Source organism: Microcella frigidaquae, assembly GCF_014200395.1.
GTDB classification, from domain to species: Bacteria; Actinomycetota; Actinomycetes; order Actinomycetales; family Microbacteriaceae; genus Microcella; species Microcella frigidaquae.
On record NZ_JACHBS010000001.1, the window covers coordinates 2,186,982 to 2,208,119 of the forward strand.

General features: G+C 73.5%; 18 protein-coding genes and 2 riboswitches. Of the genes, 13 read left to right on the plus strand and 5 right to left on the minus strand.

What is annotated here, in order from left to right:
- Nucleotides 1-115 precede the first annotated feature (115 nt).
- Both BJ959_RS10760 and BJ959_RS10765 read left to right on the plus strand, forming a co-directional pair.
- The gene (locus BJ959_RS10760) at nucleotides 116-3,475 is read left to right on the plus strand and encodes a PD-(D/E)XK nuclease family protein (RefSeq protein ID WP_153981838.1); all 3,360 of its coding nucleotides are present in this window, start codon (nucleotides 116-118) and stop codon (nucleotides 3,473-3,475) included.
- Nucleotides 3,475-6,783, plus strand: a complete 3,309-nt coding sequence (locus BJ959_RS10765) for an ATP-dependent DNA helicase (protein ID WP_153981839.1) — start codon at nucleotides 3,475-3,477, stop codon at nucleotides 6,781-6,783. The genes BJ959_RS10760 and BJ959_RS10765 overlap by 1 nt, the downstream gene beginning before the upstream one ends.
- A 247-nt stretch (nucleotides 6,784-7,030) precedes the next feature.
- Here BJ959_RS10765 and BJ959_RS10770 read toward each other — a convergent pair whose 3' ends face one another.
- Complete coding sequence (locus BJ959_RS10770; protein WP_153981840.1) at nucleotides 7,031-7,963, minus strand: cytochrome b family protein; 933 nt, start codon at nucleotides 7,961-7,963, stop codon at nucleotides 7,031-7,033.
- An 85-nt stretch (nucleotides 7,964-8,048) separates the two neighbouring features.
- Here BJ959_RS10770 and BJ959_RS10775 point away from each other — a divergent pair, with 85 nt between their 5' ends.
- Complete coding sequence (locus tag BJ959_RS10775) at nucleotides 8,049-8,471, plus strand: DUF1761 domain-containing protein (RefSeq protein ID WP_153981841.1); 423 nt, start codon at nucleotides 8,049-8,051, stop codon at nucleotides 8,469-8,471.
- A gap of 33 nt (nucleotides 8,472-8,504) precedes the next feature.
- On the opposite strand, the gene BJ959_RS10780 is transcribed toward BJ959_RS10775, so the two are convergent.
- On the minus strand, nucleotides 8,505-9,836 hold the full coding sequence (locus BJ959_RS10780) for a flavin monoamine oxidase family protein (protein WP_153981842.1): 1,332 nt from the start codon (nucleotides 9,834-9,836) through the stop codon (nucleotides 8,505-8,507).
- Between the two features lie 14 nt (nucleotides 9,837-9,850).
- Entirely contained in the window at nucleotides 9,851-12,352 is a 2,502-nt protein-coding gene (locus tag BJ959_RS10785) for an FAD-dependent oxidoreductase (protein ID WP_153981843.1), read from the minus strand.
- Nucleotides 12,353-12,517: 165 nt separating this feature from the next.
- On the opposite strand from BJ959_RS10785, the gene BJ959_RS10790 reads away from it, so the two are divergent.
- From BJ959_RS10790 to BJ959_RS10805, 4 genes are read left to right on the plus strand one after another with little or no spacing between them, the layout of a single operon-like run.
- On the plus strand, nucleotides 12,518-13,081 hold the full coding sequence (locus tag BJ959_RS10790; protein ID WP_153981844.1) for a hypothetical protein: 564 nt from the start codon (nucleotides 12,518-12,520) through the stop codon (nucleotides 13,079-13,081).
- Nucleotides 13,078-13,746 carry a TIGR02453 family protein gene (locus BJ959_RS10795; protein WP_153981845.1) on the plus strand — a complete coding sequence of 223 codons (669 nt, stop codon included), beginning with the start codon at nucleotides 13,078-13,080 and terminating at the stop codon, nucleotides 13,744-13,746. Before BJ959_RS10790 ends, BJ959_RS10795 begins: the two co-directional genes overlap by 4 nt.
- Nucleotides 13,743-14,321, plus strand: a complete 579-nt coding sequence (locus tag BJ959_RS10800) for a nitroreductase/quinone reductase family protein (protein WP_153981846.1) — start codon at nucleotides 13,743-13,745, stop codon at nucleotides 14,319-14,321. The genes BJ959_RS10795 and BJ959_RS10800 overlap by 4 nt, the downstream gene beginning before the upstream one ends.
- On the plus strand, nucleotides 14,314-14,832 hold the full coding sequence (locus tag BJ959_RS10805) for a nitroreductase family deazaflavin-dependent oxidoreductase (protein WP_341799864.1): 519 nt from the start codon (nucleotides 14,314-14,316) through the stop codon (nucleotides 14,830-14,832). Before BJ959_RS10800 ends, BJ959_RS10805 begins: the two co-directional genes overlap by 8 nt.
- Here BJ959_RS10805 and BJ959_RS10810 read toward each other — a convergent pair.
- Nucleotides 14,804-15,757, minus strand: a complete 954-nt coding sequence (locus BJ959_RS10810; protein ID WP_153981847.1) for a DMT family transporter — start codon at nucleotides 15,755-15,757, stop codon at nucleotides 14,804-14,806. The two genes, BJ959_RS10805 and BJ959_RS10810, sit on opposite strands and share 29 nt — an antisense overlap.
- Before the next feature lie 38 nt (nucleotides 15,758-15,795).
- Between BJ959_RS10810 and BJ959_RS10815 the strand changes: the two genes are divergently transcribed.
- Nucleotides 15,796-16,320 carry a MarR family winged helix-turn-helix transcriptional regulator gene (locus BJ959_RS10815; RefSeq protein WP_153981848.1) on the plus strand — a complete coding sequence of 175 codons (525 nt, stop codon included), beginning with the start codon at nucleotides 15,796-15,798 and terminating at the stop codon, nucleotides 16,318-16,320.
- Between the two features lie 35 nt (nucleotides 16,321-16,355).
- Nucleotides 16,356-17,492, plus strand: a complete 1,137-nt coding sequence (locus BJ959_RS10820; protein ID WP_341799865.1) for a calcium/sodium antiporter — start codon at nucleotides 16,356-16,358, stop codon at nucleotides 17,490-17,492.
- Between the two features lie 10 nt (nucleotides 17,493-17,502).
- On the opposite strand, the gene BJ959_RS10825 is transcribed toward BJ959_RS10820, so the two are convergent.
- Complete coding sequence (locus BJ959_RS10825; protein ID WP_153981849.1) at nucleotides 17,503-18,330, minus strand: SDR family NAD(P)-dependent oxidoreductase; 828 nt, start codon at nucleotides 18,328-18,330, stop codon at nucleotides 17,503-17,505.
- A gap of 118 nt (nucleotides 18,331-18,448) precedes the next feature.
- Between BJ959_RS10825 and BJ959_RS10830 the strand changes: the two genes are divergently transcribed.
- From BJ959_RS10830 to gcvH, 4 genes are all read left to right on the plus strand, one after another.
- On the plus strand, nucleotides 18,449-19,108 hold the full coding sequence (locus BJ959_RS10830) for an LON peptidase substrate-binding domain-containing protein (RefSeq protein ID WP_153981850.1): 660 nt from the start codon (nucleotides 18,449-18,451) through the stop codon (nucleotides 19,106-19,108).
- 9 nt (nucleotides 19,109-19,117) lie between these two features.
- Nucleotides 19,118-19,258 carry a hypothetical protein gene (locus tag BJ959_RS10835; RefSeq protein ID WP_153981851.1) on the plus strand — a complete coding sequence of 47 codons (141 nt, stop codon included), beginning with the start codon at nucleotides 19,118-19,120 and terminating at the stop codon, nucleotides 19,256-19,258.
- A gap of 89 nt (nucleotides 19,259-19,347) precedes the next feature.
- Nucleotides 19,348-19,443, plus strand: a riboswitch (glycine riboswitch).
- A riboswitch (glycine riboswitch) is annotated at nucleotides 19,444-19,571 on the plus strand.
- Between the two features lie 29 nt (nucleotides 19,572-19,600).
- Complete coding sequence (gene gcvT, locus BJ959_RS10840; RefSeq protein ID WP_153981852.1) at nucleotides 19,601-20,755, plus strand: glycine cleavage system aminomethyltransferase GcvT; 1,155 nt, start codon at nucleotides 19,601-19,603, stop codon at nucleotides 20,753-20,755.
- Nucleotides 20,756-20,757: 2 nt separating this feature from the next.
- Complete coding sequence (gene gcvH, locus BJ959_RS10845; RefSeq protein ID WP_153981853.1) at nucleotides 20,758-21,132, plus strand: glycine cleavage system protein GcvH; 375 nt, start codon at nucleotides 20,758-20,760, stop codon at nucleotides 21,130-21,132.
- Nucleotides 21,133-21,138: the final 6 nt, after the last annotated feature.

A 21,138-nucleotide genomic window follows, 5' to 3' on the forward strand; every position in this document is an offset into this window, starting at 1 on the left:
GTACCCGGCGGCTCCGGCCCGCATCCGCGTGTTCACTGAGGGCGCACCGGGTCGCGACCACGGCGGTCCGGCGGCGACGGAGCGCCGGTCGGGGCACGCCGCTAGCGTGGAGCGCGTGACCACCTTCGACGCCGCGCTGCCCGTGATCGGCCGTGCGCCGGTGGTGCTCGACGCGGCGCAGCAGGCGGTGCGGGATGCCCGCTCGGGCCGCGGTGCCGTCGTGCTCGGCGCCCCCGGGTCGGGCAAGACGACCGCGGCGATCGAGCTCGTCGCCGCCGCGATTCTCGACGACGGGCTCGACCCCGCCCAGGTGCTCGTGCTCACCCCCGCCCGGCGCACGGCGACCCTGCTGAGGGACCGGCTCGTCGTGCGGCTCGGCGCCGCGGGCGAGGGTGCGGGCGAGGGCGCGGGCCGTGCCCTGCCCGGGCCGCTCGCGCGATCGGTTGCCGCCTTCGCGTTCGCGCTCGTGACGGCGGCGAACCGGCTCGACGGTCTCGCCGAGCCGCGCCTGCTGAGCGGTGCCGATCAGGATGCGGACCTCGGCGAGCTGCTCGACCGCGCCACCCTCGACGAGGTGCTGGGCGAGCTCGCCGGGCCGGGCCCGGCGTGGCCCGAACACCTCGGGCCCGAGGTGCGCCGTCTCGGCGCGTTCCGCACCGAGCTGCGCGACGCCATCGCGCGGCTCAGCGAGCACGGGGTGGGCACCGACTGGCTGCGGGCCCGCGGCCGCGAGCGCGGGCTCGACGCCTGGGCGGCGCTCGCCGACCTGGTCGACGAGTACCGGCAGGTGCTCGGCTCGGCGCGTCCGGGGCAGCTCGACCCCGCCGAGCTCGTGCGGGCCGCGGTCGGGCTCGTGCACGAGCCGCCCTCCGGCATGCCCGACCTGCCGCGGCTGGTCGTGCTCGATGACGCCCACGACGCGACCCCGAGCGCGCTCGACCTCGTCGCGGCGCTCGCCGCGCGCGGAGCGACCGTCGTCGCGCTCGGCGACCCCGACGTCGCCGCCAACACCTTCCGCGGTGCCGAGCCCGAGGCCCTCGCCGGTCTGCCCGCACTGCTCGGCTGGCGCGACGCCGAGCCGATCGTCCTCGACACGGTGCACCGGCACGGGCCGACCCTCCGCGCTCTCGCCGCCGATGTCGCATCGCGCATCGGCACCGCCCGCGCCGGCATGCAGCGGCGCGCCCCGGCCGTGCCGCTGGACGGCGCTGCGACCGACGGGCGCGGTGCCGCCGACCCGCGCGCCATCCCCGCCACGTGGGGTGGGGCGATCGTGGCGCTCGACGCGCCGACCGCGACGCGCGAGCGCTCGCTCATCGCCGACTTGCTGCGCGAGCGCCACCTGCTCGACGGCGTGCCGTACCGGCGCATGGCGGTCATCGTGCGCAGCGGCCGGATGGTGCCGGGCATCGTGCGCGCCCTCGCCCAGGCGGAGGTGCCCGTGCAGTCGACCGCCGCCGGGCGGCCGCTGCGCGAGCATCCCGCCGCCCGCGCGCTGATCCGCCACGTCGATGTCGGCGTCGGCCGCAGCCCGCTCGATGGGGCGGCCGCCACCGAGCTGCTGCTCGGCCCGCTCGGCGGCATCGATCGCGTCGGGCTGCGCCGCCTGCGCCGTGCGCTGCGCGCTGAGGAGCTCGCCGGTGAGGGCGATCGCCCGGCCGACATCCTGCTGGCGGATGCCCTCGCCGACCCCGCCCGCCTCGCCACCATCGACCACCGCACGGCCCGCCGCGCCGCGCGGCTCGCCCGCACCCTCCAGGCGATCGGCGAGCGGCACGCGGCCGGAGCCACCGTCGACGAGTTGCTCTGGCTCGCCTGGAGCGAGTCGCACGTCGCCGAGGTCTGGCAGAGGGAGGCCGCCGGGTTCGGCGTGGCCGCGGCCGAGGCGAACCGCGCGCTCGACGCCGTCGTGGCCGTGTTCACCGCCGCGGCGACGATCGTCGACACCGTGCCCGACGCCACGGTCGAGTCGTTCCTCGCCCGCGTGCTCGACAGCGACGTCGGCGACGATCTGCTCGCCCCGGTGCGCTCCGACGACGCCGTGCTCGTCGCCACCCCGGCCGCCGTGACCGGGCTCGAGGCCGACATCGTGGTCATCGCCGGGCTGACCGAGGGGGTCTGGCCGAACACGCGCGTGCGCGGCACCCTGCTCGGGGCACCGCTCATCAGCCGGCTCGCGCGCGGCCTGCCGGTCGATGACCTCGACGAGCGGCGGCTCGTGCTCGATGACGAGCTGCGCATGTTCCTGCTCGCCGCGACCCGCGCCCGTCGCCAGCTCGTGGTGACGGCCACCGCGGGCGACGACGAGCAGCCCAGCGCCCTGCACGCCCTCGTGCGCGAGCACGCGCACCGTGACGCGGCCGCCCGTCTCGGCATCGACCTCGATGCGCTCGCCGCTGATGCCGTCGCCACCCCCGGCTCCGACCGGGAGCAGGAGCGCGTGCGCGCCGAAGCCCAGATCGAGGCGGCTCTGCAGGCCGCCCGCCCGGTGCGCGCGCGCTCGCTGCGCCGGCTCGTCGGGCGGCTGCGCCGCGAGCTCGTCGACGCGGGCGGAGTCGCCCGCGAGTCCGATCGCGTCGAGGCGGCCCGCGCTCTCGCCCGCCTCGCCGTCGAGCGGGTCCCCGGGGCCAACCCGGAGCAGTGGTGGGGCATGCTCGCGCCGTCGACCGAGGCCCCGCTGTTCGACGGCGACGAGGTCGTCTCGATCTCGCCGTCGAAGCTGGAGGCGATCGAGACGTCGCCCCTCGACTGGTTCCTCGACACCATCGCGCCCCGCGAGGCCGGGCCGCAGACCGGCATCGGCACCATCGTGCACGCGGCCATGCAGCACGCCGTCGACCCCGACCTCGACGCCATCTGGGCCGAGATCGAGAGCCGGTGGAGCGAGCTCGTCTTCGACGCGCCGTGGCTCGCCGAGCAGCAGCGCCGCCTCGCCCGGCGCTACGCCGTCGGGGTCGCCGCCTACCTGCGCGACGCCGAGCAGGAGGGCCGCGGGCTCGTCGGGGCCGAGCAGCGCTTCGAGCTGATCGTCGACCGCGCCCGCGTCAGCGGCAGCGTCGACCGGCTCGAGGTCGACGGTGACGGGGCCGTGCGGGTGGTCGACCTGAAGACGGGCAAGCCCCTCACCAAGCAGAGCGACATCGACACCCACCCGCAGCTCTCCGCGTACCAGCTCGCCTACGCCGAGGGCGCGTTCGACGAGGTGCTCGACCGCGTGCTCGACGGCCTGCCGCACCGGCCGGGCGGGGCGCGGCTGCTCTACGTGCGCGAGGGCGTGCGCGGCAGCGACTACCGCGAGGCGGCGCAGGCCCCGCTCGATGAGGAGCAGCGCGAGGCCGTCCGCGAGCGCTTGCGCCAGGCCGTCGCGGCCGTCGCCGTCGCCCGGCTCACCGGCGTGCGCACGGTCGACCGGTTCGACTTCGCGGCGGTCGCGCACCGCATCCATCGCATCGGGCCCGTGACGGGGGAGAGCTGATGAGCGCGCGCTTCACCGCGGTCGAGATCGCCCGCGCCCTCGGGCAAAAGCACGACCCCACGCCCGAGCAGCAGGCGATCATCGAGGCGCCCGTCGCGCCCGCGCTCGTCGTGGCCGGCGCCGGGTCGGGCAAAACCGAGACCATGGCCGCGCGCGTGCTCTGGCTCGTCGCCAACGGCCACGTCGCGCCCGAGCAGGTGCTGGGCCTCACGTTCACGCGCAAGGCCGCGGGCGAGCTCGCGGCGCGCATCCGCGAGCGGCTGGTGCAGCTGGCGGGCTCGGGCCTGCTGGGCTCCTCGACCGTCGTCGTCGACGCTTTCACGCAGCCGACCGTCGCCACCTACAACGCCTTCGCCTCCAGCCTGTACCGCGACCACGCTGTGCTCATCGGGCGCGACCCCGACGGTGTCGTGCTGCGCGAGGCGAGCGCGTGGCAGCTGGCCCGCGAGCTCGTGACGACGGCGAAGGATGCCCGCCTCGCCGACCTCGACCTCAGCGCCGACCGCATCACGGCGGCGGTGCTCGCCCTCACGCACGCCGTCTCCGAGCACGGCGCCGACATCGCCGACGTGCGGGCGTACATCGAGCGGTTCGTCGCGCACATCGCCGAGCTCCCCCTCGGCGACCGCTACGAGCGCAAGGCCGAGTTCGACAAACTGATGGCGCTCGGGGCGACGCTGCCGATCGTCGACCTCGTCGAGCGGCTGCAGCAGGTCAAGCAGCGGGACGGGTACGTCGAGTTCTCCGACCAGGTGAGCCTCGCGCTCGCCATCGTGCGCCGGCACGCCGGGGTCGCCGCGCAGCTGCGCGACCGCTACCGGGTCGTGCTGCTCGACGAGTACCAGGACACGAACGTCGCCCAGACCTGGCTGCTCGCCGAGCTGTTCGGCGGCACCCCCGTCATGGCGGTGGGTGACCCGCACCAGTCGATCTACGGCTGGCGCGGCGCGAGCGCCTCGAACCTCGACGACTTCGCGCATCGGTTCCGGGCCGGTGGGGCCAATGAAATCGACGCCCCGGGTGAGCCCGTCGGGCGCTACTCGCTCAGCACCTCCTGGCGCAACGGCACCCAGGTGCTCGCCGCCGCCAACCTGCTCGTGCAGCCGCTGTCGGCGCGCGGCGGAGTGGCCGTCGAGACGCTGCGCCCCTCGCCGGTCGCGAGCGAGCATCCCGTTGAGACGGTCTTCGCCGAGACCGTCCACGACGAGGCGCAGGCGGTGGCCGCGTGGCTGGCCGCGCGCGTCGCCGAACCGCCCCCCGGGGCGCCGGCGGGGGCGACGGATGCGGACGGGCGCCCGCTGCGGGCGAGCGCCGCCCTGCTCATGCGCTCGCGCACGACCCAGCCGGTGTTCCTCGCCGCGCTGCGCGAGGCGAACGTTCCCGTGCACGTGCTCGGCATCGGCGGACTTCTCGAGCAGCCGGAGATCGCCGATCTGGTGAGCGCGCTCGCGGTCATCGACGACCCCGCGGCGAGCACCGAGCTCGTGCGCCTGCTCGCCGGCCCGCGCTGGCGCATCGGCGTCGCCGACCTGCACGCGCTCAGCCGCATCGCCTCCTGGCTGCGCGACCGCGACCTGGCGCAGCAGCCGTTCAGTGACGAGGTGAAGGAGCGCCTGCGCGCCTCGGTCGCCCGCACCGACGGTGTCTCGCTGGTCGACGCGCTCGACTTCGTCGGCACCGCCCCCGACGAGCACGGGCAGCTGCGCGGTCTCACCCCTGTCGGCCTCGAGCGCTTGCGGGATGCGGCGCGCCTGTTCGCGGCCCTGCGCAGCCGCACGGCCCTCGACCTGCCCGACCTCGTCGTCGCGGTGGAGCACGACCTGCTGCTCGACATCGAGGTCGCCGCCAACCCGGCCAGGGCGCTCGGGGATGCGCCGCGCGAGGCCTTCCACGAGGCGCTCGACGGCTACCTGGCTCTCGCCGACCACGCGACGCTCGGCGGCTTCCTCGGCTGGCTGCGTGAGGCCGAGTGGCGCGACAACCTCTCGCCGCGCTCGGAGGATCCGGAGCCCGGCACCGTGCAGGTGCTGACCATCCACGGCGCGAAGGGTCTGGAGTGGGACCACGTCGTCGTGCCCCGCCTCGTCGACGGCGAACTGCCGGGCACCCCGCGCGAGGGGTCGACCGGCTGGCTGCGGGTCGGCGTGCTGCCCTACGAGCTGCGTGGCGATCGCGCCGAGCTGCCGACCTTCGCCTGGCGCGCCGCCGAGACCCGAAAGGAGCTGCTCGAGCGCCGCGCCGCCTTCGCCGACGAGGTGAGCGAGCACCACGAGCGCGAGGAGCGCCGCCTCGCCTACGTCGCCGTCACCCGTGCCCGTCACCGCCTCCTGCTGACCGGGTCGTTCTGGGCCGGGCAGGCGAAACCGCGCGACCCGAGCCCGTATCTGCGGGCCCTCGAGGGGGCCGGCCTGATCGAGCCCCTGCCCGAGCATCCCCAGAACGAGCAGAACCCGATCGTCGACGACAGCGGCGACGAGCCGTGGTGGCCCGTCGACCCCTTCGGCGCGCGGCGCGAGCGGGTGGTCGAGGCGGCGGCCCGGGTGCGGGCATCCGACCCCGCCGACCGGGGGGATGATCGCCGAGGGTGGCATCGCGAGATCGACCTCCTGCTGGCCGAACGGGCCGAGCGGCTCGCGAGCGCGGGCCGCGTCACCGTGCCGCTGCGGGTGCCCGCCTCATCGTTCAAGGACTTCATCACGGCGCCCGCCGAGGTCGCCGAGCGCCTGCGCCGGCCGATGCCGCAGCGGCCATTCCGGGCCACCCGGCTCGGCACGGTGTTCCACCGCTGGGTGGAGCAGCGCTACGGCCTCGGCGCGATGCCCGACCTGGTCGACGGGCTCGCCGCTGAGCTCGACGTGCCGCTCGAGGGCGACTCGGCCGAGGCGCTCGCCGCGCTGCAGGAGACCTTCGCGCGCTCGCCGTGGGCGGCGCAGGCTCCGCTCGAGGTCGAGCGCGAGCTGCACCTGCCGTTCGAGGGGCGCATCCTCGTCTGCAAGATCGATGCCGTCTACGCGACCGACCCCGCGTTCGACACCGTCCGCGACCGCGGGTCGGGTCGCCGGCCGCGCACCGTCGAGATCGTCGACTGGAAGACCGGAAAGGCGCCCCGAGACGATGCCGACCGAGCGGCGAAGGAGCTGCAGCTCGCGCTCTACCGCCTCGCCTACGCCCGCTGGTCGGGGCTGCCCCTCGACGCGGTGACCGCGGCCTTCTACTTCGTCGCCGACGACGCGGTGCTGCGCCCCGCATCGTTGCCCGACGAGGCCGAGCTGCGCCGCCGCTGGCGCGCCGCCGTCGGCTCCGTCTAGCCCGCCTCCCGTTGGGCCCGTCGCTCGGTTGCGCGCGCCCGTTCTGCACTGTGCCTCTCACGGCATGTGCCGCGCGAGGCACATTGCCCCAGAACTCACTCTGTCCCGACGCACCCTCCGGCGCGCGGCCGATCTCAAGCAGCGCGATCGCGCCCGCCGCAACCTCCTCCGGGACCAACTACCAGAAGAGTGAGAGGAAGAATTCCGCGATCAACGGGAAGAGGGAGGTCGCCATGGAGCCCGAGTGCTACTCGGTCGGCTCCTCTGCGGGGGCCTCCTCGGCCGGCGCATTGTCCTGCTCGACGCTGTCGCGCAGCTCGCGGATCTCCGCCTCGAGCTCGTCGAGGTTCTCCGGCTCGGGCAGGCCGCACTCGCCGAGCTCCTGCTCGACCTGCAGGGTCAGCCCCTCCTTGCCGTCCGCGTGCGCCGCATCCACCGTGCCCTCGTAGATCGCGTTGTCGGCCGACTCGCGGTTCACGGCCGAGGCCTCGAGGCACAGGTGGTAGACGCTGCCGCCGGCCGTCCAGGTGACCGAATCCTGCCCGGTGAGCTCCTGCACGATCGCGGTGTACTCGTCGATCTGGCCCTCGTTGGCGTAGTCCTCGACCGACGGCGGGTTGAACGAGGCGCCGAGCAGAGTCGCGACGATCAGCACGACGATGCCGACGGCGCCGGCGATGCCCTTCTGCTTCCCGTCCATGTCCTTGTTCAGGAAGATCAGGATGATCAGCGGCAGGAAGGCGATCATCGTGATGATCGCGCCCAGCTGGTTCTGCACGAAGAACCGCGCCGGCTCCGACCTGCGGGCCGGGTCGAGACGGTTCGCCTTCTTCCACAGCTGCGAGCCCGCAACGGCGAGCAGGCCGATGCCGACGAGCATGCCGAGCAGCAGCCACAGCGCCGTCTCCGAGTTCTGGAACCACGGCGCCGACACGCTCGGCTTGAACGGCTCGAGCCACAGCAGCCAGTAGATCGCGAGGCCCTCGCCGATGAGCGCGCCCGCCCAGAACGCGGCCGCACCCCAGCGGAGGCCGGTGGCCTGTCCCTTCGCCTCGGCGCTCGGCTTCCAGTCGGCGCGAGGGGCGGCGTCGTCTCCGCCGTTCGCGGAGGATGCGCGCTCGGCGGGCGACTCGTCGACCTCTACCTTGACGACCTTCTTCGTGACCTTGCGTTCTGCCATGGGGGTGCCCTTCAGCTTTCGGGATGCGCGCACACGCTCGCCGCGAGCCTAGCCGGGGCGCCCGGCTGAGGAGTAGCGTCGCGCCATGTTCCTTCTCGACCTCAACTGGCTGGCCATCCTCATCGGCTTCGTCGTCGCCTTCGCCGCCGGAGCCCTGTGGTTCGGGCCGAAGACCTTCTTCCCCGTCTGGTGGAAGGCCATGGGCAAGGGCGACGAGACCCCCGGCGGCGGCAACATGGGCCTCGTGTTCGGCCTGACCGCGCTCGGGGCGCTCGTGCAGGTCATCGCCGTGGCCTCCGTCATCCATTTCGTCGACCTCGCGGCAGGCCCGGTCGGCCCGCTCGGCGGCGCGCTGACCGGTCTGCTGCTGGGGGTCGGCTTCGCGGCGGCGAGTTCGCTCAGCCACCGGCTCTTCGCTGGGCAGGGCCTGAAGGTGTGGATCATCGAGGTCGGCAGCGACGTGCTCAACTACACGCTCGTCGGCCTCGTCATCGGCCTGTTCGGCTAGCGGGCGCCGCCTCGGGCGCGTGTGCGCGGGCCGTCAGCGCGCGAGCAGCTGGGCGGCCGCGCCGCGGCCGGTGCGCACGGCACCCTCCATGTACCCGCACACCCACTGGTCGGAGCCGACGAGCCAGAACGGCGGCTCGTGCGTGCCGTGCAGCGGCCCGACCGCCGTGAGGTCGCCGGGGCGCCACGCGGTGATGTAGCCCTGCGTGTAGGGGTCGGCGAACCAGTCGCGCACGAACACCGCCTGGGTGTCGCGCGCCTCCGGGCCGTAGGCGGCGACGAGCTCGTCGAGCAGGGCGTCCTGGCGCGCCGTCGTGGGCAGCGCGAGGTACGGCCCGAGGCGGTCGACGGGCACGAGGGCGGAGAGCGCGCCGTCGGTCTGCACCCACGTTCCGCCGAGCAGCGTGTGCTCGAAGTAGCCGGTGCCGTTCTGCCCGTTGGCCTCCCAGAACGAGGTGGCGTGCACGGTGACGAGCTTCGCGGCGGGTGCGTGCTGGCGACGCGTCGCGGCGGCGAGGTATGCCTCGCTCACGCCGCTGATGCGCAGGTCGCGCAACGGCCCGGCGGGCAGGGCGCAGACGACGTCGGCGGCGTGCAGCCGCTCGCCGGTGTGCAGCGTGACGACCACCCCCGTGCCCGTCCCGTCGGCGCTGGTCACATCGACCGCGCGCACCGGGCTGCCGTAGCGGATGCGGTGCCCGAGCTCTTCTGCCATCCGCAGCGCGACCGTGGCCGAACCCTCGAGCACCTTCGCGCTCTCCCATGCGTCGTAGTCGTAGAACCCCACCGCGCCGGCGGTGGCTTCCTTGCGCAGGTCGGCCAGCAGCGACCGCCGCTCGATCGAGGGGTCGGCGAGGGCGAGCGTGCGCAGCTCCATCGCGCGCAGCACCGCGGGTGTCGCGCCCTCCGACCGCAGCCAGTCGCCGACGCTGAGCCGGTCGAGCGCGACGGCATCCGGGTGCGCCCACGGGTCGTCGGGGTCGACCGTGGCGGTCAGGGCCGCGAACTTCTGCTCGAGCTCGTCGTAGATCGCGCGGTCGGCGGCGGGCATCCACGGCATCTCGTCGCCCAGCGCGCGCCCCTCGCTGACGAGCCACGTCGATTCGCCGGGGATGCCGGTGAAGCTCGGCACGATCGTCAGCCCGAGCTCGGCGACCAACTGCCGGTAGCTGGTGTGGGACTCGCCGATGACCTCTCCGCCGAGCTGGATCGGCCGGCCGTCGGCCATGCGCGTCTGCTCGACCCGGCCTCCGGCGCGGCCGCGAGCCTCGAGCACGACGACGTCGGCACCGCCTGCCACGAGGTCGCGGGCGGCGCTCAGGCCGGCGAGGCCGGCGCCGATCACGATCACGTCGGTTCTGGTCATGCGGTCTCCTGGGGTCAGCCGCGCAGGCGCTCGCCGCGCGGGTCGTAGAAGGGGCGACGCGAGACGGTCGCGGGCACCGCGATGCCGCGGCACTCGACGGCGAAGCCCGGGCTGCCGTCAGGCAGGAGGGTGGCGACGTCGACGAGCGCCGGGTCGACGATCGCGATCCCGACCGAGCGTCCGAGCGTGTGCCCGTAGGCGCCGCTCGTCAGGCGTCCGACTTCCACGCCGTCGCGCAGCAGCGCTTCGTCGTGCACGAGCATCGCCTCCGGATCGTCGAGGGCGACGAACACGGTGCGGTGCTTCGGGGAGCGCGGGTCGCGGGCCGCGAGCGCGTCGCGGCCCGCGAAGCCGCCCGGCTTGTCGAGCGCGACCGTGAAGCCGAGGCCGGCGGCGTACGGGTCATCGCTCGGCCCGATGTCATGCCCGAGGTGGCGGTAGCCCTTCTCGCTCCGCAGGGTGTCGAGCGCTTGGTAGCCCGCCATCCGCACACCGAGCTCCTGCCCGGCCTCCCACAGCGCGTCGAGCACGTTCACCGCGAGGTCCGCCGTCGGGTAGAGCTCGTAGCCGAGCTCCCCGACGAAGCTGATGCGCAGGCTGTAGGCGAAGCCGTCGGCCAGCTCGACCTCGCGGCCGGTCTGGTACGGCTGCGCCTCGTCGGACCAGTCCTCGGGCGACACGCGCCGCAGCAGCTCACGGCTGAGCGGGCCCATCACGCCGATCGTCGCGTACATCGCCGTGACGTCGGTGACGACCGCCGCCGTGCCGCGGGCGAGGCGACGCAGCAGCCCAAGGGTCGCGTGATGGCTGAACGAGGGCGTGACGACGAGGAACCGGTCGGCGGCGAGGCGGGTGACGGTGCCGTCGAGCTCGATGCCCCCGGTGCTGTTGAGGAACAGCGTGTAGACGGCCTGCCCCACCGACGTGTCGACGTCGCTCGTCACGGCGCGCTGAACGAGTGCGAGAGCATCCGGCCCCGCGATCTCGACCTTGGTGAACGGGCTCAGATCGAACAGCGCGACGCCCTCGCGCGCGGCCCGGTGCTCGGCCGCGATCCGGTCGAAGCTGCCCGGACGGCGGTAGCTGTAGCTCTCCTGGGGCGTCGGGCCGCCGTACCAGAGGGCGCGCTCGCCGCCGTTGACCTCGCCGAAGCGGGCCCCGAGCTCGGCGAGCCGGGCGTGCAGGGGAGTGCGGCGCACATCGCGCGCGGTCTGCGACTGGTAGCCGGGCCAGTGCATGGCGTAGAGGCGCCCGAGGCTCTCGACCGTGCGGGCGTGCAGGTAGCGGCGATTGCTCTGGTGGCGCGAGAAGCGCCGTACGTCGACGCTCGCGGAGTCGAACTGCGGCGACCCGGCGACGATCCAGCGCGCGAGCTCGCGGCCGATGCCGGGCCCGTAGATGATGCCCTGCGAGTTGAGGCCCGTCGCGACGAAGAGGTTCTCGACCTCGGCCGTCTCGCCGAGCAGGAAGGCGGTGTCGGGCGTGAAGCTCTCGGGTGCCGTGAGGAAGCGGTCGTAGCCGGCCGGGCCGAGCGCTGGCACGGCGCGCTCGGCGGCGGTGCGCACGGGGGCGAAGTGCTCCCAGTCGTCGGGGAACGTCGCGAACCCGTCCGCGGCGATCGTCTCGACGGCGCGCGGGATGCCCTGCGGCTCGAACGCGCCCACCAGCAGCCGCCCGGCCTCGGGCCGGATGTAGTAGCTGTGATCGACGTCGCGCAGCACGGGCAGGGTCGGCGCCGCCCCGTCGATCGCGTTCGAGCGCACGTGCACGTGCTCGGCCGCGTACAGCGGAAGAGAGACGCCCGCGGTGCGCGCGAGGTCGCGGCTCCACAGCCCGCCGGCGATGATGACCCGGTCGGCGGCGATCGTGCCGTGGGCGGTGACGACTCCGGTGGCGCGCCCGTTCTCGGTCGTGATCGCCGTGACCTCGACCCCCTCGCGGAGGACGACGCCGGCCTCGTGCGCGAGCTTCGCGATGGCGAGGGCGGCCCAGCCCGGGTTGAGGTATCCGTCGTGCGGGAAGTGCAGGGCCGCGAGCACGCCCTCGGGCGAGGCGAGCGGCCAGAGGCGCGCGACGGCATCGGCCTCGACGAGGGTGGCCTCGATGCCGCTGCGCACCGCGACATCGCGAGCGTAGGCGAGCTCGTCGACCCGCCCGGGCTGGCGGGCGATGCTGAGCGAGCCGCTGCGGGTGAGCGACACGTCGAGGCCTGAACGCGCCTCGAGCTCGCCGTAGAAGGCGAGCCCGTACGACGACAGCCCGGTGAGGGCCCGTGAGCCGCGCGCCCCGGCGACGAGGCCGGCGGCGTGCCAGGTGGTGCCGTTGGTCAGCACCCCGCGCTCGAGCAGCAGCACGTCGTCGACGCCTGCCTCGGCCAGGTGCAGCGCGATGCTCGCGCCGACGATGCCGCCGCCGACGACGATCGTGCCGGCGCGGGTCGGAAGCCCCTCACCAGCCGCCGGCAGGTCGGCGGCGAACACGGATGCGCTCAGCGAGCGGTCGACGAGTCTGTCCACGGCGATGTGCCTCCCGCGTGCAGGCTAATCGCTTATTGGCCTCTTGGACAACAGAACGGGAGGTGCCGGACGGTGGAGGCTGTGTGCCTCCGGCGGCACGTGCCGTCAGAGGCACATTGCGGAATCGCCGGTGCAGAGTCCAGGCTGGTCCGGCACGATATGCCTGTGGATGCTGAACCTGCGCTCGCCGCGGCGCGCGCCGCGCTCGCCGCGGCCGTGCAGCGCCTCGCCACGGCGGGCGCCGCGCCCGAGCAGCTCGTGCAGACAGTCCCCGCGCGGCGCGCGCTCGGGGTGATCCCGCGCCGCGAGACCTTCCGGCGCATCGGCGAGGGGTACCTCGTCGGCGCCCTGCTCGTCACCGCGGCTGGCGACGTGCTCGAGCCGGGCCGCATCATCCGCGCGAGCCGGCAGGTGCTGCCGGGCCATCAGTCCGAGAGCGCGCGGGCCCGCCGCGAGTTGCGCCAGCGGCTGCTCGACGCGCGACTGCCCGAGGGCAGCACGGTCGTGATCGATCCCCGTCCGCTGCCGTTCGACGACCCGACGGCGTTGGCTGCCGAGCACGCGCCGCTGGTGCTGCGCGAGATCGACGGCGCCCCGACGGTGCTCGTGCGCTGGATGCCCTCCGCTCCGGATGCGGCGCTGCGGCCCCTCGACGCCTACCTCGCCGAGCGCCTCGACCTGGCGCTGGGCGCCTTGACGGGCGCGCGAGCAGAGAGTGAGCATCCGTGACCGAGACGACGGGGCTGCATCCCGACGCGTTCGCGTTCTACGCCGAGCTCGAGCAGAACCAGAACCGCGAGTGGTGGCTCGCGAACAAGCGCCGCTACGACGAGAACGTGAAGGCGCCCGTCGAGCGCCTCGTCGACGCGCTGGGCGGCGAGTTCGGGCCGCTGAAGATCTTCCGGCCCTACAAGGACGTGCGGTTCAGCGCCGATAAGCGCCCCTACAAGGACCACCTCGGGCTGGTCAGCGCCGACGCGGGTGCGGCGGCGGGCGCGATGGCGTTTTACCTGCAGCTCTCCCAGCACGGGCTGATGCTCGCCGGTGGCCTGTACCAGCCGGAGCGCGCGCAGCTCGCCCGGTTCCGCGAGATCGTCGATGACAATCGCCTGGTCGGCGACCTCGAGGCGACGCTCGACGAGGTCGGCGAGCACGGCTTCGCGATCATGACCGAGGATGCCCTCACGACCGCCCCCCGCGGCTACCGCGCCGACCACCCCAAGATCGCCCTGCTGCGCCTGAAGCGCCTGGCCATCGCCGTCGAGCACGCCCCCGCCGACTGGATGACCGGGCCCGACCTCGTCGACCGCGTGCGCGCGGGGTGGCGCACCGTGCGCGTCTGGAACGATTGGCTCGTGGAGAACCTGCCGCGCCCGGTCGAGGCGAGCCGATGACGCCGCGTCGAGGCGTGCCGGGGAGCCCCGCGCGCGTCGACCCGGTTGTGCGCGCTGTGCGCGCGGTCGTCGCGCCGATCACCCGCACGCGCGCCTTCCGCTGGGCCGCGCCGCGCGTCATGCCGCCGATCGAGCAGCTGATCGCCGCCGCCACGGGCCGCAGCGTGCAGCTCAGCGGGCTGCTCGTGCCCTCGCTGATCCTCACGACGACGGGGGCGAAGAGCGGGCTGCCGCGCGACTCGGTGCTGATGTACACGGCCGACGGTCACGGCCGGGGGATCATCGCCGGCACGAGCTTCGCCCGCGAGAAGCACCCGGCCTGGACGTACAACCTGCTCGCCCACCCCGAGGCCGCGATCAGCGTGCGCGGGCGGCGGTACGCGGTGCGGGCATCCGTCATCGAGGGGGAGGGCCGCGAGCGGGCCTGGGGCCTCATCGAGCGCCAGTGGCCCGGCTACCGCGCCTACGAGCGCGAGTCGGGCCGCGTCGTGCGGCTCTTCCTGCTGACCCTGACCGCCGAGCTGCCCAGCGAGCCGGCGCCCGATCTCACGACCGGAGGAGCCGCCCGTGACTGAGTTGCGCCCCCTGCCCACCGCCGACCCGATCGTGCGGGGCGTGCGCACGGTCGTCTCCGCGTTCACCCGCACGAACGTGTGGCGCTGGGCGGCCCCGCGCGTCATGCCGCCGATCGAGAGCGCCCTCGCGGCCGCGACCGGCGGCCGGGTTCAGCTCAGCAGCCTGTTCGTGCCCTCGCTGATCCTCACGACGACGGGCGCGAAGAGCGGCCTGCCGCGCGACACCGTGCTCATGTACACGGCTGACGGCTACGGTCGTGCGATCGTCGCGGGCACGAACTGGGCGAGCCCGAAGCATCCTGCCTGGACCTCCAACCTGCTCGCCCGCCCGGAGGCGGAGATTACGGTGCGGGGACGGCGGTACGCGGTGCGGGCATCCGTCATCGAGGGCGATGCTCACGACCGTGTCTGGCGCCACCTCGAGACGCAGTGGCCCGAGTATCGCCGCTACGAGAGCGACTCAGGCCGCACGGTGCGGCTGTTCAGACTCCACCTGCTGCGCGAACTCTGAGCTGCGCGGTGTCGGTCGGCACCATCCGCCGTCGCGCCCGCCGGGCGGCCCGCCGCTCGCGGGCCCCGCGCAGACCCGCCGCGATCGCCGGCTGGCCGAGCACGATGCCGAGGAGCACGGTGACCATGCCGATCACCTGCACGACGGTGAAGGTCTCCTGCGCGACCAGCACGCCGAGGGCGACGCCCGCCACCGGGTTGAGCAGGCCGACGAGGCCGACTGCGCCGGCCGGCAGGTGCTGCAGCGCCGCGAACCAGGTCGCGAACGCGAGGGCGGTGGCGACGAGGGCGAGGTAGGCCGCTCCGGCGATACCGGCCGCGTCGAGCGCGGGCGGAGCCCCCTCGACGAGCAGCGCGACCGGGACGAGCGCGAGGCCGCCCATGGTCAGCTGCCAGGAGGTCACCGAGAGGGCGGGGGTGCCGTCGTTCCAGCGCCGGGCGAGGACGAAGCCCACCGATGACATGAGCATGGCGGCGAGCGAGGCGGCGACGCCCCACAGGTCGAGCGCGCCCGTCGCGCCGGCGAGCAGCACGACGACGCCGGCGAAGCCGACGATGGCGCCCACGAGCGAGAGCGCGGCGGGCTTCTCCCGAGCGATGGGCCAGGCCAGCAGCAGGATCACGGCGGGGGAGGTGGCCATGAGCATCGCCGCGACGCCGGACGGCAGCAGCTGTGCGGCGAGGTAGACGAGCACGAAGAACGCGCCGACGTTGAGCACGCCGAGCACGGCGGAGCGCCACCACCACCGCCCACGCGGCAGGCGGCGGGCGAGGAGGAGCAGCACGAGCCCGGCGGGCAGCGCGCGCATCGCTGCACCCCAGACCGGAGAGTCGGCGGGCAGCAGCTGAGAGGTGACGACGTAGGTCGAGCCCCAGGCGAGGGGGGCGATCGCGGCGACGAGGAGCCAGCGCCAGGTGGATGTCATGACGGGCAGAATCTTTCCCGGGAAAGTATTATTCCCGCATGAGCGAGAACGTTCTCGACGGTGCGAGCGCTCCCGACCGCGTCGCCCGCATCCAGGCCGAGTGGCGGCGGGAGCGCCCGGAGCTCGACGTCTCGCCCCAGGGCGTGTTCGGCCGGCTCGCCCGGTTGGCGGCCGCGATCGACGTCGAGCTCGAGCGGGTCTTCGCTCAGCACGGGCTGACCGCCGGCGAGTTCGACGTGCTCGCCGCCCTCCGTCGCGCCGGCGACCCTTACGAGCGCACCCCCTCGGCGCTCGCCGACAGCACCATGGTCACCGCGGGCGGCCTGACCAAGCGGGTCGACCGGCTGGAGGCGGCCGGGCTCGTCACCCGCCGTCGCTCGCCCGATGACGGTCGCGGGCGCGTTGTCGCGCTGACGGATGCGGGCCTCGCGCTCGTCGAGCGCGCCTTCGAGGCGCACCTCGCCAACGAGCATCGACTGCTCGAGCCGCTCGACGCCGGCGACCGCGCCGCCCTCGAGCGCCTGCTGCGCTCCTGGCTCACCTGGCTCCGGCCGGAAACCTGACCCAGATGTCAGGTTTCTCGCCCTAGGCTGGGCACGTGCTGCTGGACATCGTCTTCATCGTCGTCGGTCTCGTCGTGCTCGTGGCCGGCGGCGAGGCGCTGGTCCGCGGGGCCTCCACGCTCGCGGCGAAGGCCGGCATCTCCCCGCTCGTCATCGGGCTGGTGGTGGTCTCGGCGGCGACCTCGGCACCCGAGCTCGCGGTCACGCTGGACGCCGTGCTCCGGGGCGAGCCCGACCTCGCGGTCGGCAACGTCGTCGGCAGCAACATCGTCAACATCCTCTTCATCCTGGGGATCTCGGCGCTCGTCATGCCGCTCATCATCAAGCGGCAGCTCGTGCGCTTCGACATCCCCGTCATGGTCGGCATCTCAGTGCTGCTCGTCGCCGTGAGCCTCGACGGCAGCATCACCCTGGTCGACGGCCTCCTGCTTCTCGCGGGCCTCGCCCTCCACACGGTCATGAGCATCGTGATCGGGCGGCGCGAGGGCTCGGGCGCCGAGACCGTCGAGCCCGCTCTGAACAGCAAGCCGGCGCCGCTGTGGCTCGCGCTGCTGCTGCTGATCGCCGGCATCGGCCTGCTCGTGCTCGGGGCGCGGCTGCTCGTCGACGGCGCGGTCGGCATCGCCACCGCCCTGGGCATCAGCAGCCTCGTCATCGGCTTGACGGTCGTCGCCGTCGGCACCTCGCTGCCCGAGCTCGCGGCGTCGATCATCGCCGTCCGCCGGGGCGAGCGCGACATGGCGGTCGGCAACATCGTCGGCAGCAACATCTTCAACATCGGCATGGTGCTCGGCCTGCCGGCGGTGCTGTTCGGCCAGGGCATCCCGGTCTCGCCCGCCGCGATCGCGCTCGACCTGCCCCTCATGCTCGCGACCGCGGTCGCCCTGCTGCCGATCGCGTTCACCGGATTCGCCGTCGCGCGATGGGAGGGGGTGCTGTTCGTGCTGCTCTACCTCGCCTACACGGTGTACCTCGTGCTCGCCTCGACGGCCCACGACGCACTCGAGGGCTTCACCGACGTGATGCTGTGGTTCGTCCTGCCGCTCCTCGCGGTCACCCTCGTCGCGGTGACGGCCTACGAGGTCGGAGTCGTGCGCGGTCGTCGTCTCGCGGCGGCGGGCCCGAACGACGAAGCGGCCGGCAGCGCGCCCCCCGCGCAGCCGGCCGCCTGAGCCACGAGCGTCAGTTCATCGACGCGAGCAGGTCCTTCATGTTCTTGTAGATGAGGCCCGCGGCGTTCTTCGGGTTCAGGCGTGAAAGGCGCGACATGGCCTTCGCGTCGCCACCGATGAAGATCTCGTACGAGCCCTTCTCGATCGCCTCGATGATCTGCCGTCCGGCCTCTGCGGGGGCGGTGGTCTTGCGCGCCTGGTCGCCAGCGTTCGCCGCCATCTGCTTCGCCTGCTCCTCGGTCATGATGCCCGAGTTGATGCTGATGTTGGTGCCGATCGCGCCCGGGAACACGCCCGTGACCTGCACGCCGGTCTCCATGAGCTCCGAGTGCAGCGCGCGGCTCAACTGGGCGACGGCCGCCTTGGTGGCGCCGTACACGCCCTGACCGGGCACCGGCGCGTAGGCGCCCATGCTCGCGACGTTGACGAGCGCCGCCTCGGGCCGCTTCACGAGCTCGGGCAGGAACGCCTTGCAGGTGTTGAGAACGCCGTAGAGGTTGACGTCGATGACGCGCTCGATCTGATCCCAGTCGAGGTGCATGACCGGCACGAACTTCTGGATGATGCCGGCGATGTTCAGCAGGCCGTCGACCTGGCCGTGCTGCTTGATGATCGCGGCGGGCAGCTTCTCGACCGCCTTGCGGTCGGTGACGTTGACGACGTGGGTCGAGATTCGGTCGCCGTTCGCGCCGGCCAGCTTCACCGTCTCGGCCAGACCCTCCTCGTTGAGGTCGAGGGCGGCGACGCGCGCGCCCTTCGCCACGAGACCGAGTACGACCTCGCGCCCGATGCCGTTGCCGCCGCCGGTGACGGCGAAGACCTTCCCGCTGATCTGCATGATGCTCCTTCGATGACGGATGCGCGTCCTCGCGCGCTCTCACACTAACCCGCGCCTTACCGATCGGTCAGGGTCGAACGTCCTGCACATCCGCAGGAAGCCCTGCCAGGCTGGCCGCATGACGGTCCTGCCGATGTTCCCGCTGGGCTCGGTGCTGTTCCCGGCGATGCCGACCGCGCTGCGCGTGTTCGAGGAGCGCTACATCGTCATGCTCTCGACGATCCTCGGCGACGAGCCCCCCGAGTTCGGCATCGTGCTCATCGAGCGCGGCAGCGAGGTCGGCGGGGGCGAGCAGCGCTTCGCCATCGGCACGGTGGCTCAGATCACCCGCGTCGAGACGAGCGAAGGCTTCATCGGCCTCGTCGCCGTCGGCGACCGCCGCATCGAGGTGGTCGACTGGCTGCCCGACGACCCCTACCCGGTCGCCGAGGTGCGTCCGGTCGTCGAGCTCGGGTGGAGCGAGGAGCACCGCCCGCTGCTTGACCGTGCCGAGCAGCTGGTGCGCCGCACCATCGCCCGGGCCAGCGAGTTCGTCGAGCAGCAGTGGCCCGCCGACATTGCGCTCGACGACGACCCGGTGCGCGCGTGCTGGCAGCTCGCCGGCATCGCCCCGCTCGGGCCGCTCGACCAGGTGCGGCTGCTGCGGTCGGCGAGCGTCGTCGAGCTGCTGAGCGGCCTCATCGAGGCCACCGAGGGCGCGGCCGAGATGCTCGCCATGCCCGGCTTCGATGATGACGGTCTCAGCGCCCTGCTCGACGACGACCGCGGCGACGATTAGCCTGCGACCATGACCGAGCTGCTCGCCTTCCCGGTTCCCGTCGATGCCGCCACCGCCGCCTGGGCCGGGCCCGTGTTCGCCATCATGGCGCTCACCGGTCTCGTCGTGCTCATCGGGCAGGCGGTGAAGTACTTCCGCGAGAACCGGTAGCGAACAAGGCCGCCCACTCCGACAGCCACGGCGGCAGGCGGGGGAGTAGAGTGAGCCGCAGCACCGCCCTTAACTGAATATCCGGCCGTTTCCGCGATGCGGGAGAGCCGCGGGCCTCGGGCCCCGGCACCGAAGGAGCAAGCCTCCCCGCCAATCTCTCAGGTCACACGTACCGCATCAGCCAGGCCACTCTGAAAAGCAGGGCACCGACCGCGCGTCGGCTCGGCCCTCGCCCACGGTGAAAACCCCGACCTCCTGCCACGAGCAGCGCGGACGCGGCGAAACTCTCAGGCACGATGACAGAGGGGGAGTTCCACCGGCCGTCCGCGTCAGGAGAACTCCGTGTCTGAAGCACCGCAGTCTGAGTCACCGCAGTCCGAACCCGCCCCCCGCTACTCCCCGCTGCATGATGTGCACGTCGCCCTGGGGGCGGCGTTCACGGACTTCGCCGGCTGGCAGATGCCGGTGCGGTACAGCTCCGACCTCGCCGAGCACCACGCCGTGCGCACCGCCGCCGGCATCTTCGACATCTCGCACATGGCCGAGATCGCCGTCGATGGCCCCGATGCCGCGGCCTTCCTCGACGCCGCGCTCGCCGGCCGGCTCTCGGCGATGGCGGTCGGCAAGGCCAAGTACTCGCTGATCCTCAATGAGCAGGGCGGCATCGTCGACGACCTCATCGTCTACCGCATGGCCGACACCTCCTTCTTGGTCGTCGCGAACGCGTCCAACCGCTTCGCCGTGGTGGATGCCCTCCGCGCGCGCGTCGCCGGGGTGGGCGGCCCGGCCTTCGCCGTCGAGCTCGACGACCGCACCGAGCAGATCGCCCTCATCGCCGTGCAGGGTCCCGTCTCGGAGGCGGTGCTCGCCGCGACCGCGGGGCTCGCGATCGACGGCCTCGCCGACCTGAAGTACTACGCCTGGGGCTCGGGCAGCTTCGGCGGCTCCGACCTCATGGTCGCGCGCACCGGCTACACCGGCGAGGACGGCTTCGAGTTGTACGCGCCGGTCGAGCACGCGGCTGCGCTGTGGGCCGCGCTCGCCGCCGCCGGCGAGCCGCTCGGCCTCGTGCCCTGCGGGCTCGCCGCCCGCGACACCCTGCGGCTCGAGGCGGGCATGCCGCTCTACGGGCACGAGCTGGGCACCAGCATCCTGCCGGTGCAGGCCGGGCTCGGCCGCGTCGTCGTGACCGACAAGCCCGCCTTCGTCGGTCGCGATGCGATCCTCGCCGGCCCGCCCGCGGGCGCACCCGTGCTCGTCGGCCTCGCCGCCGAGGGCCGCCGCGCCGCCCGCGCCGAGTACCCCGTCTATCGCGGCGAGCAGCTCGTCGGCGAGGTCACCTCCGGTGCCCTGTCGCCGACCCTCGGCCACCCGATCGCGATGGCCTTCGTCGACCCCGCCGCCGCCGAGCCGGGCACGGCGCTCGAGCTCGATGTTCGCGGCACCCGCATCCCGGCCACCGTCGTTCCGCTCCCCTTCTACAAGAAAGAGGCCTGACCATGAGCGCGATCCCCACCGATCTGCAGTACACCGCCGAGCACGAGTGGGTGCGCCTCGACGGCGACGTCGCCACCGTCGGCATCACCCAGTACGCGGCCGACGCCCTCGGTGACGTCGTCTACGTTGACCTGCCCAAGGTCGGGGCGGCGCTCGCCGCCGGCTCGATCGTCGGCGAGGTCGAGTCGACCAAGTCGGTCGGCGAGCTCTACGCGCCGCTCGACGGCGAGGTCGTCGAGGCCAACCAGGCCGTCGTCGACGCCCCCGAGACCATCAACAGCGACCCCTACGGCGACGGCTGGCTGGTGAAGGTGCGCGTTGCGAGCACCCCCGCCCTGCTGAGCGCCGACGAGTACCGCGCCCTCATCGGCGAGTAGGAGCAT

Coding starts and splice junctions, on each gene's coding strand:
- BJ959_RS10765 (WP_153981839.1), top strand. CDS start 3,475: ATGAGCGCGCGCTTCACCGCGGTCGAGATCGCCCGCGCCCTCGGGCAA.
- BJ959_RS10770 (WP_153981840.1), bottom strand. CDS start 7,963: ATGGCAGAACGCAAGGTCACGAAGAAGGTCGTCAAGGTAGAGGTCGAC.
- BJ959_RS10775 (WP_153981841.1), top strand. CDS start 8,049: ATGTTCCTTCTCGACCTCAACTGGCTGGCCATCCTCATCGGCTTCGTC.
- BJ959_RS10780 (WP_153981842.1), bottom strand. CDS start 9,836: ATGACCAGAACCGACGTGATCGTGATCGGCGCCGGCCTCGCCGGCCTG.
- BJ959_RS10800 (WP_153981846.1), top strand. CDS start 13,743: ATGACGCCGCGTCGAGGCGTGCCGGGGAGCCCCGCGCGCGTCGACCCG.
- BJ959_RS10810 (WP_153981847.1), bottom strand. CDS start 15,757: ATGACATCCACCTGGCGCTGGCTCCTCGTCGCCGCGATCGCCCCCCTC.
- BJ959_RS10815 (WP_153981848.1), top strand. CDS start 15,796: ATGAGCGAGAACGTTCTCGACGGTGCGAGCGCTCCCGACCGCGTCGCC.
- BJ959_RS10825 (WP_153981849.1), bottom strand. CDS start 18,330: ATGCAGATCAGCGGGAAGGTCTTCGCCGTCACCGGCGGCGGCAACGGC.
- BJ959_RS10830 (WP_153981850.1), top strand. CDS start 18,449: ATGACGGTCCTGCCGATGTTCCCGCTGGGCTCGGTGCTGTTCCCGGCG.
- BJ959_RS10835 (WP_153981851.1), top strand. CDS start 19,118: ATGACCGAGCTGCTCGCCTTCCCGGTTCCCGTCGATGCCGCCACCGCC.
- gcvH (WP_153981853.1), top strand. CDS start 20,758: ATGAGCGCGATCCCCACCGATCTGCAGTACACCGCCGAGCACGAGTGG.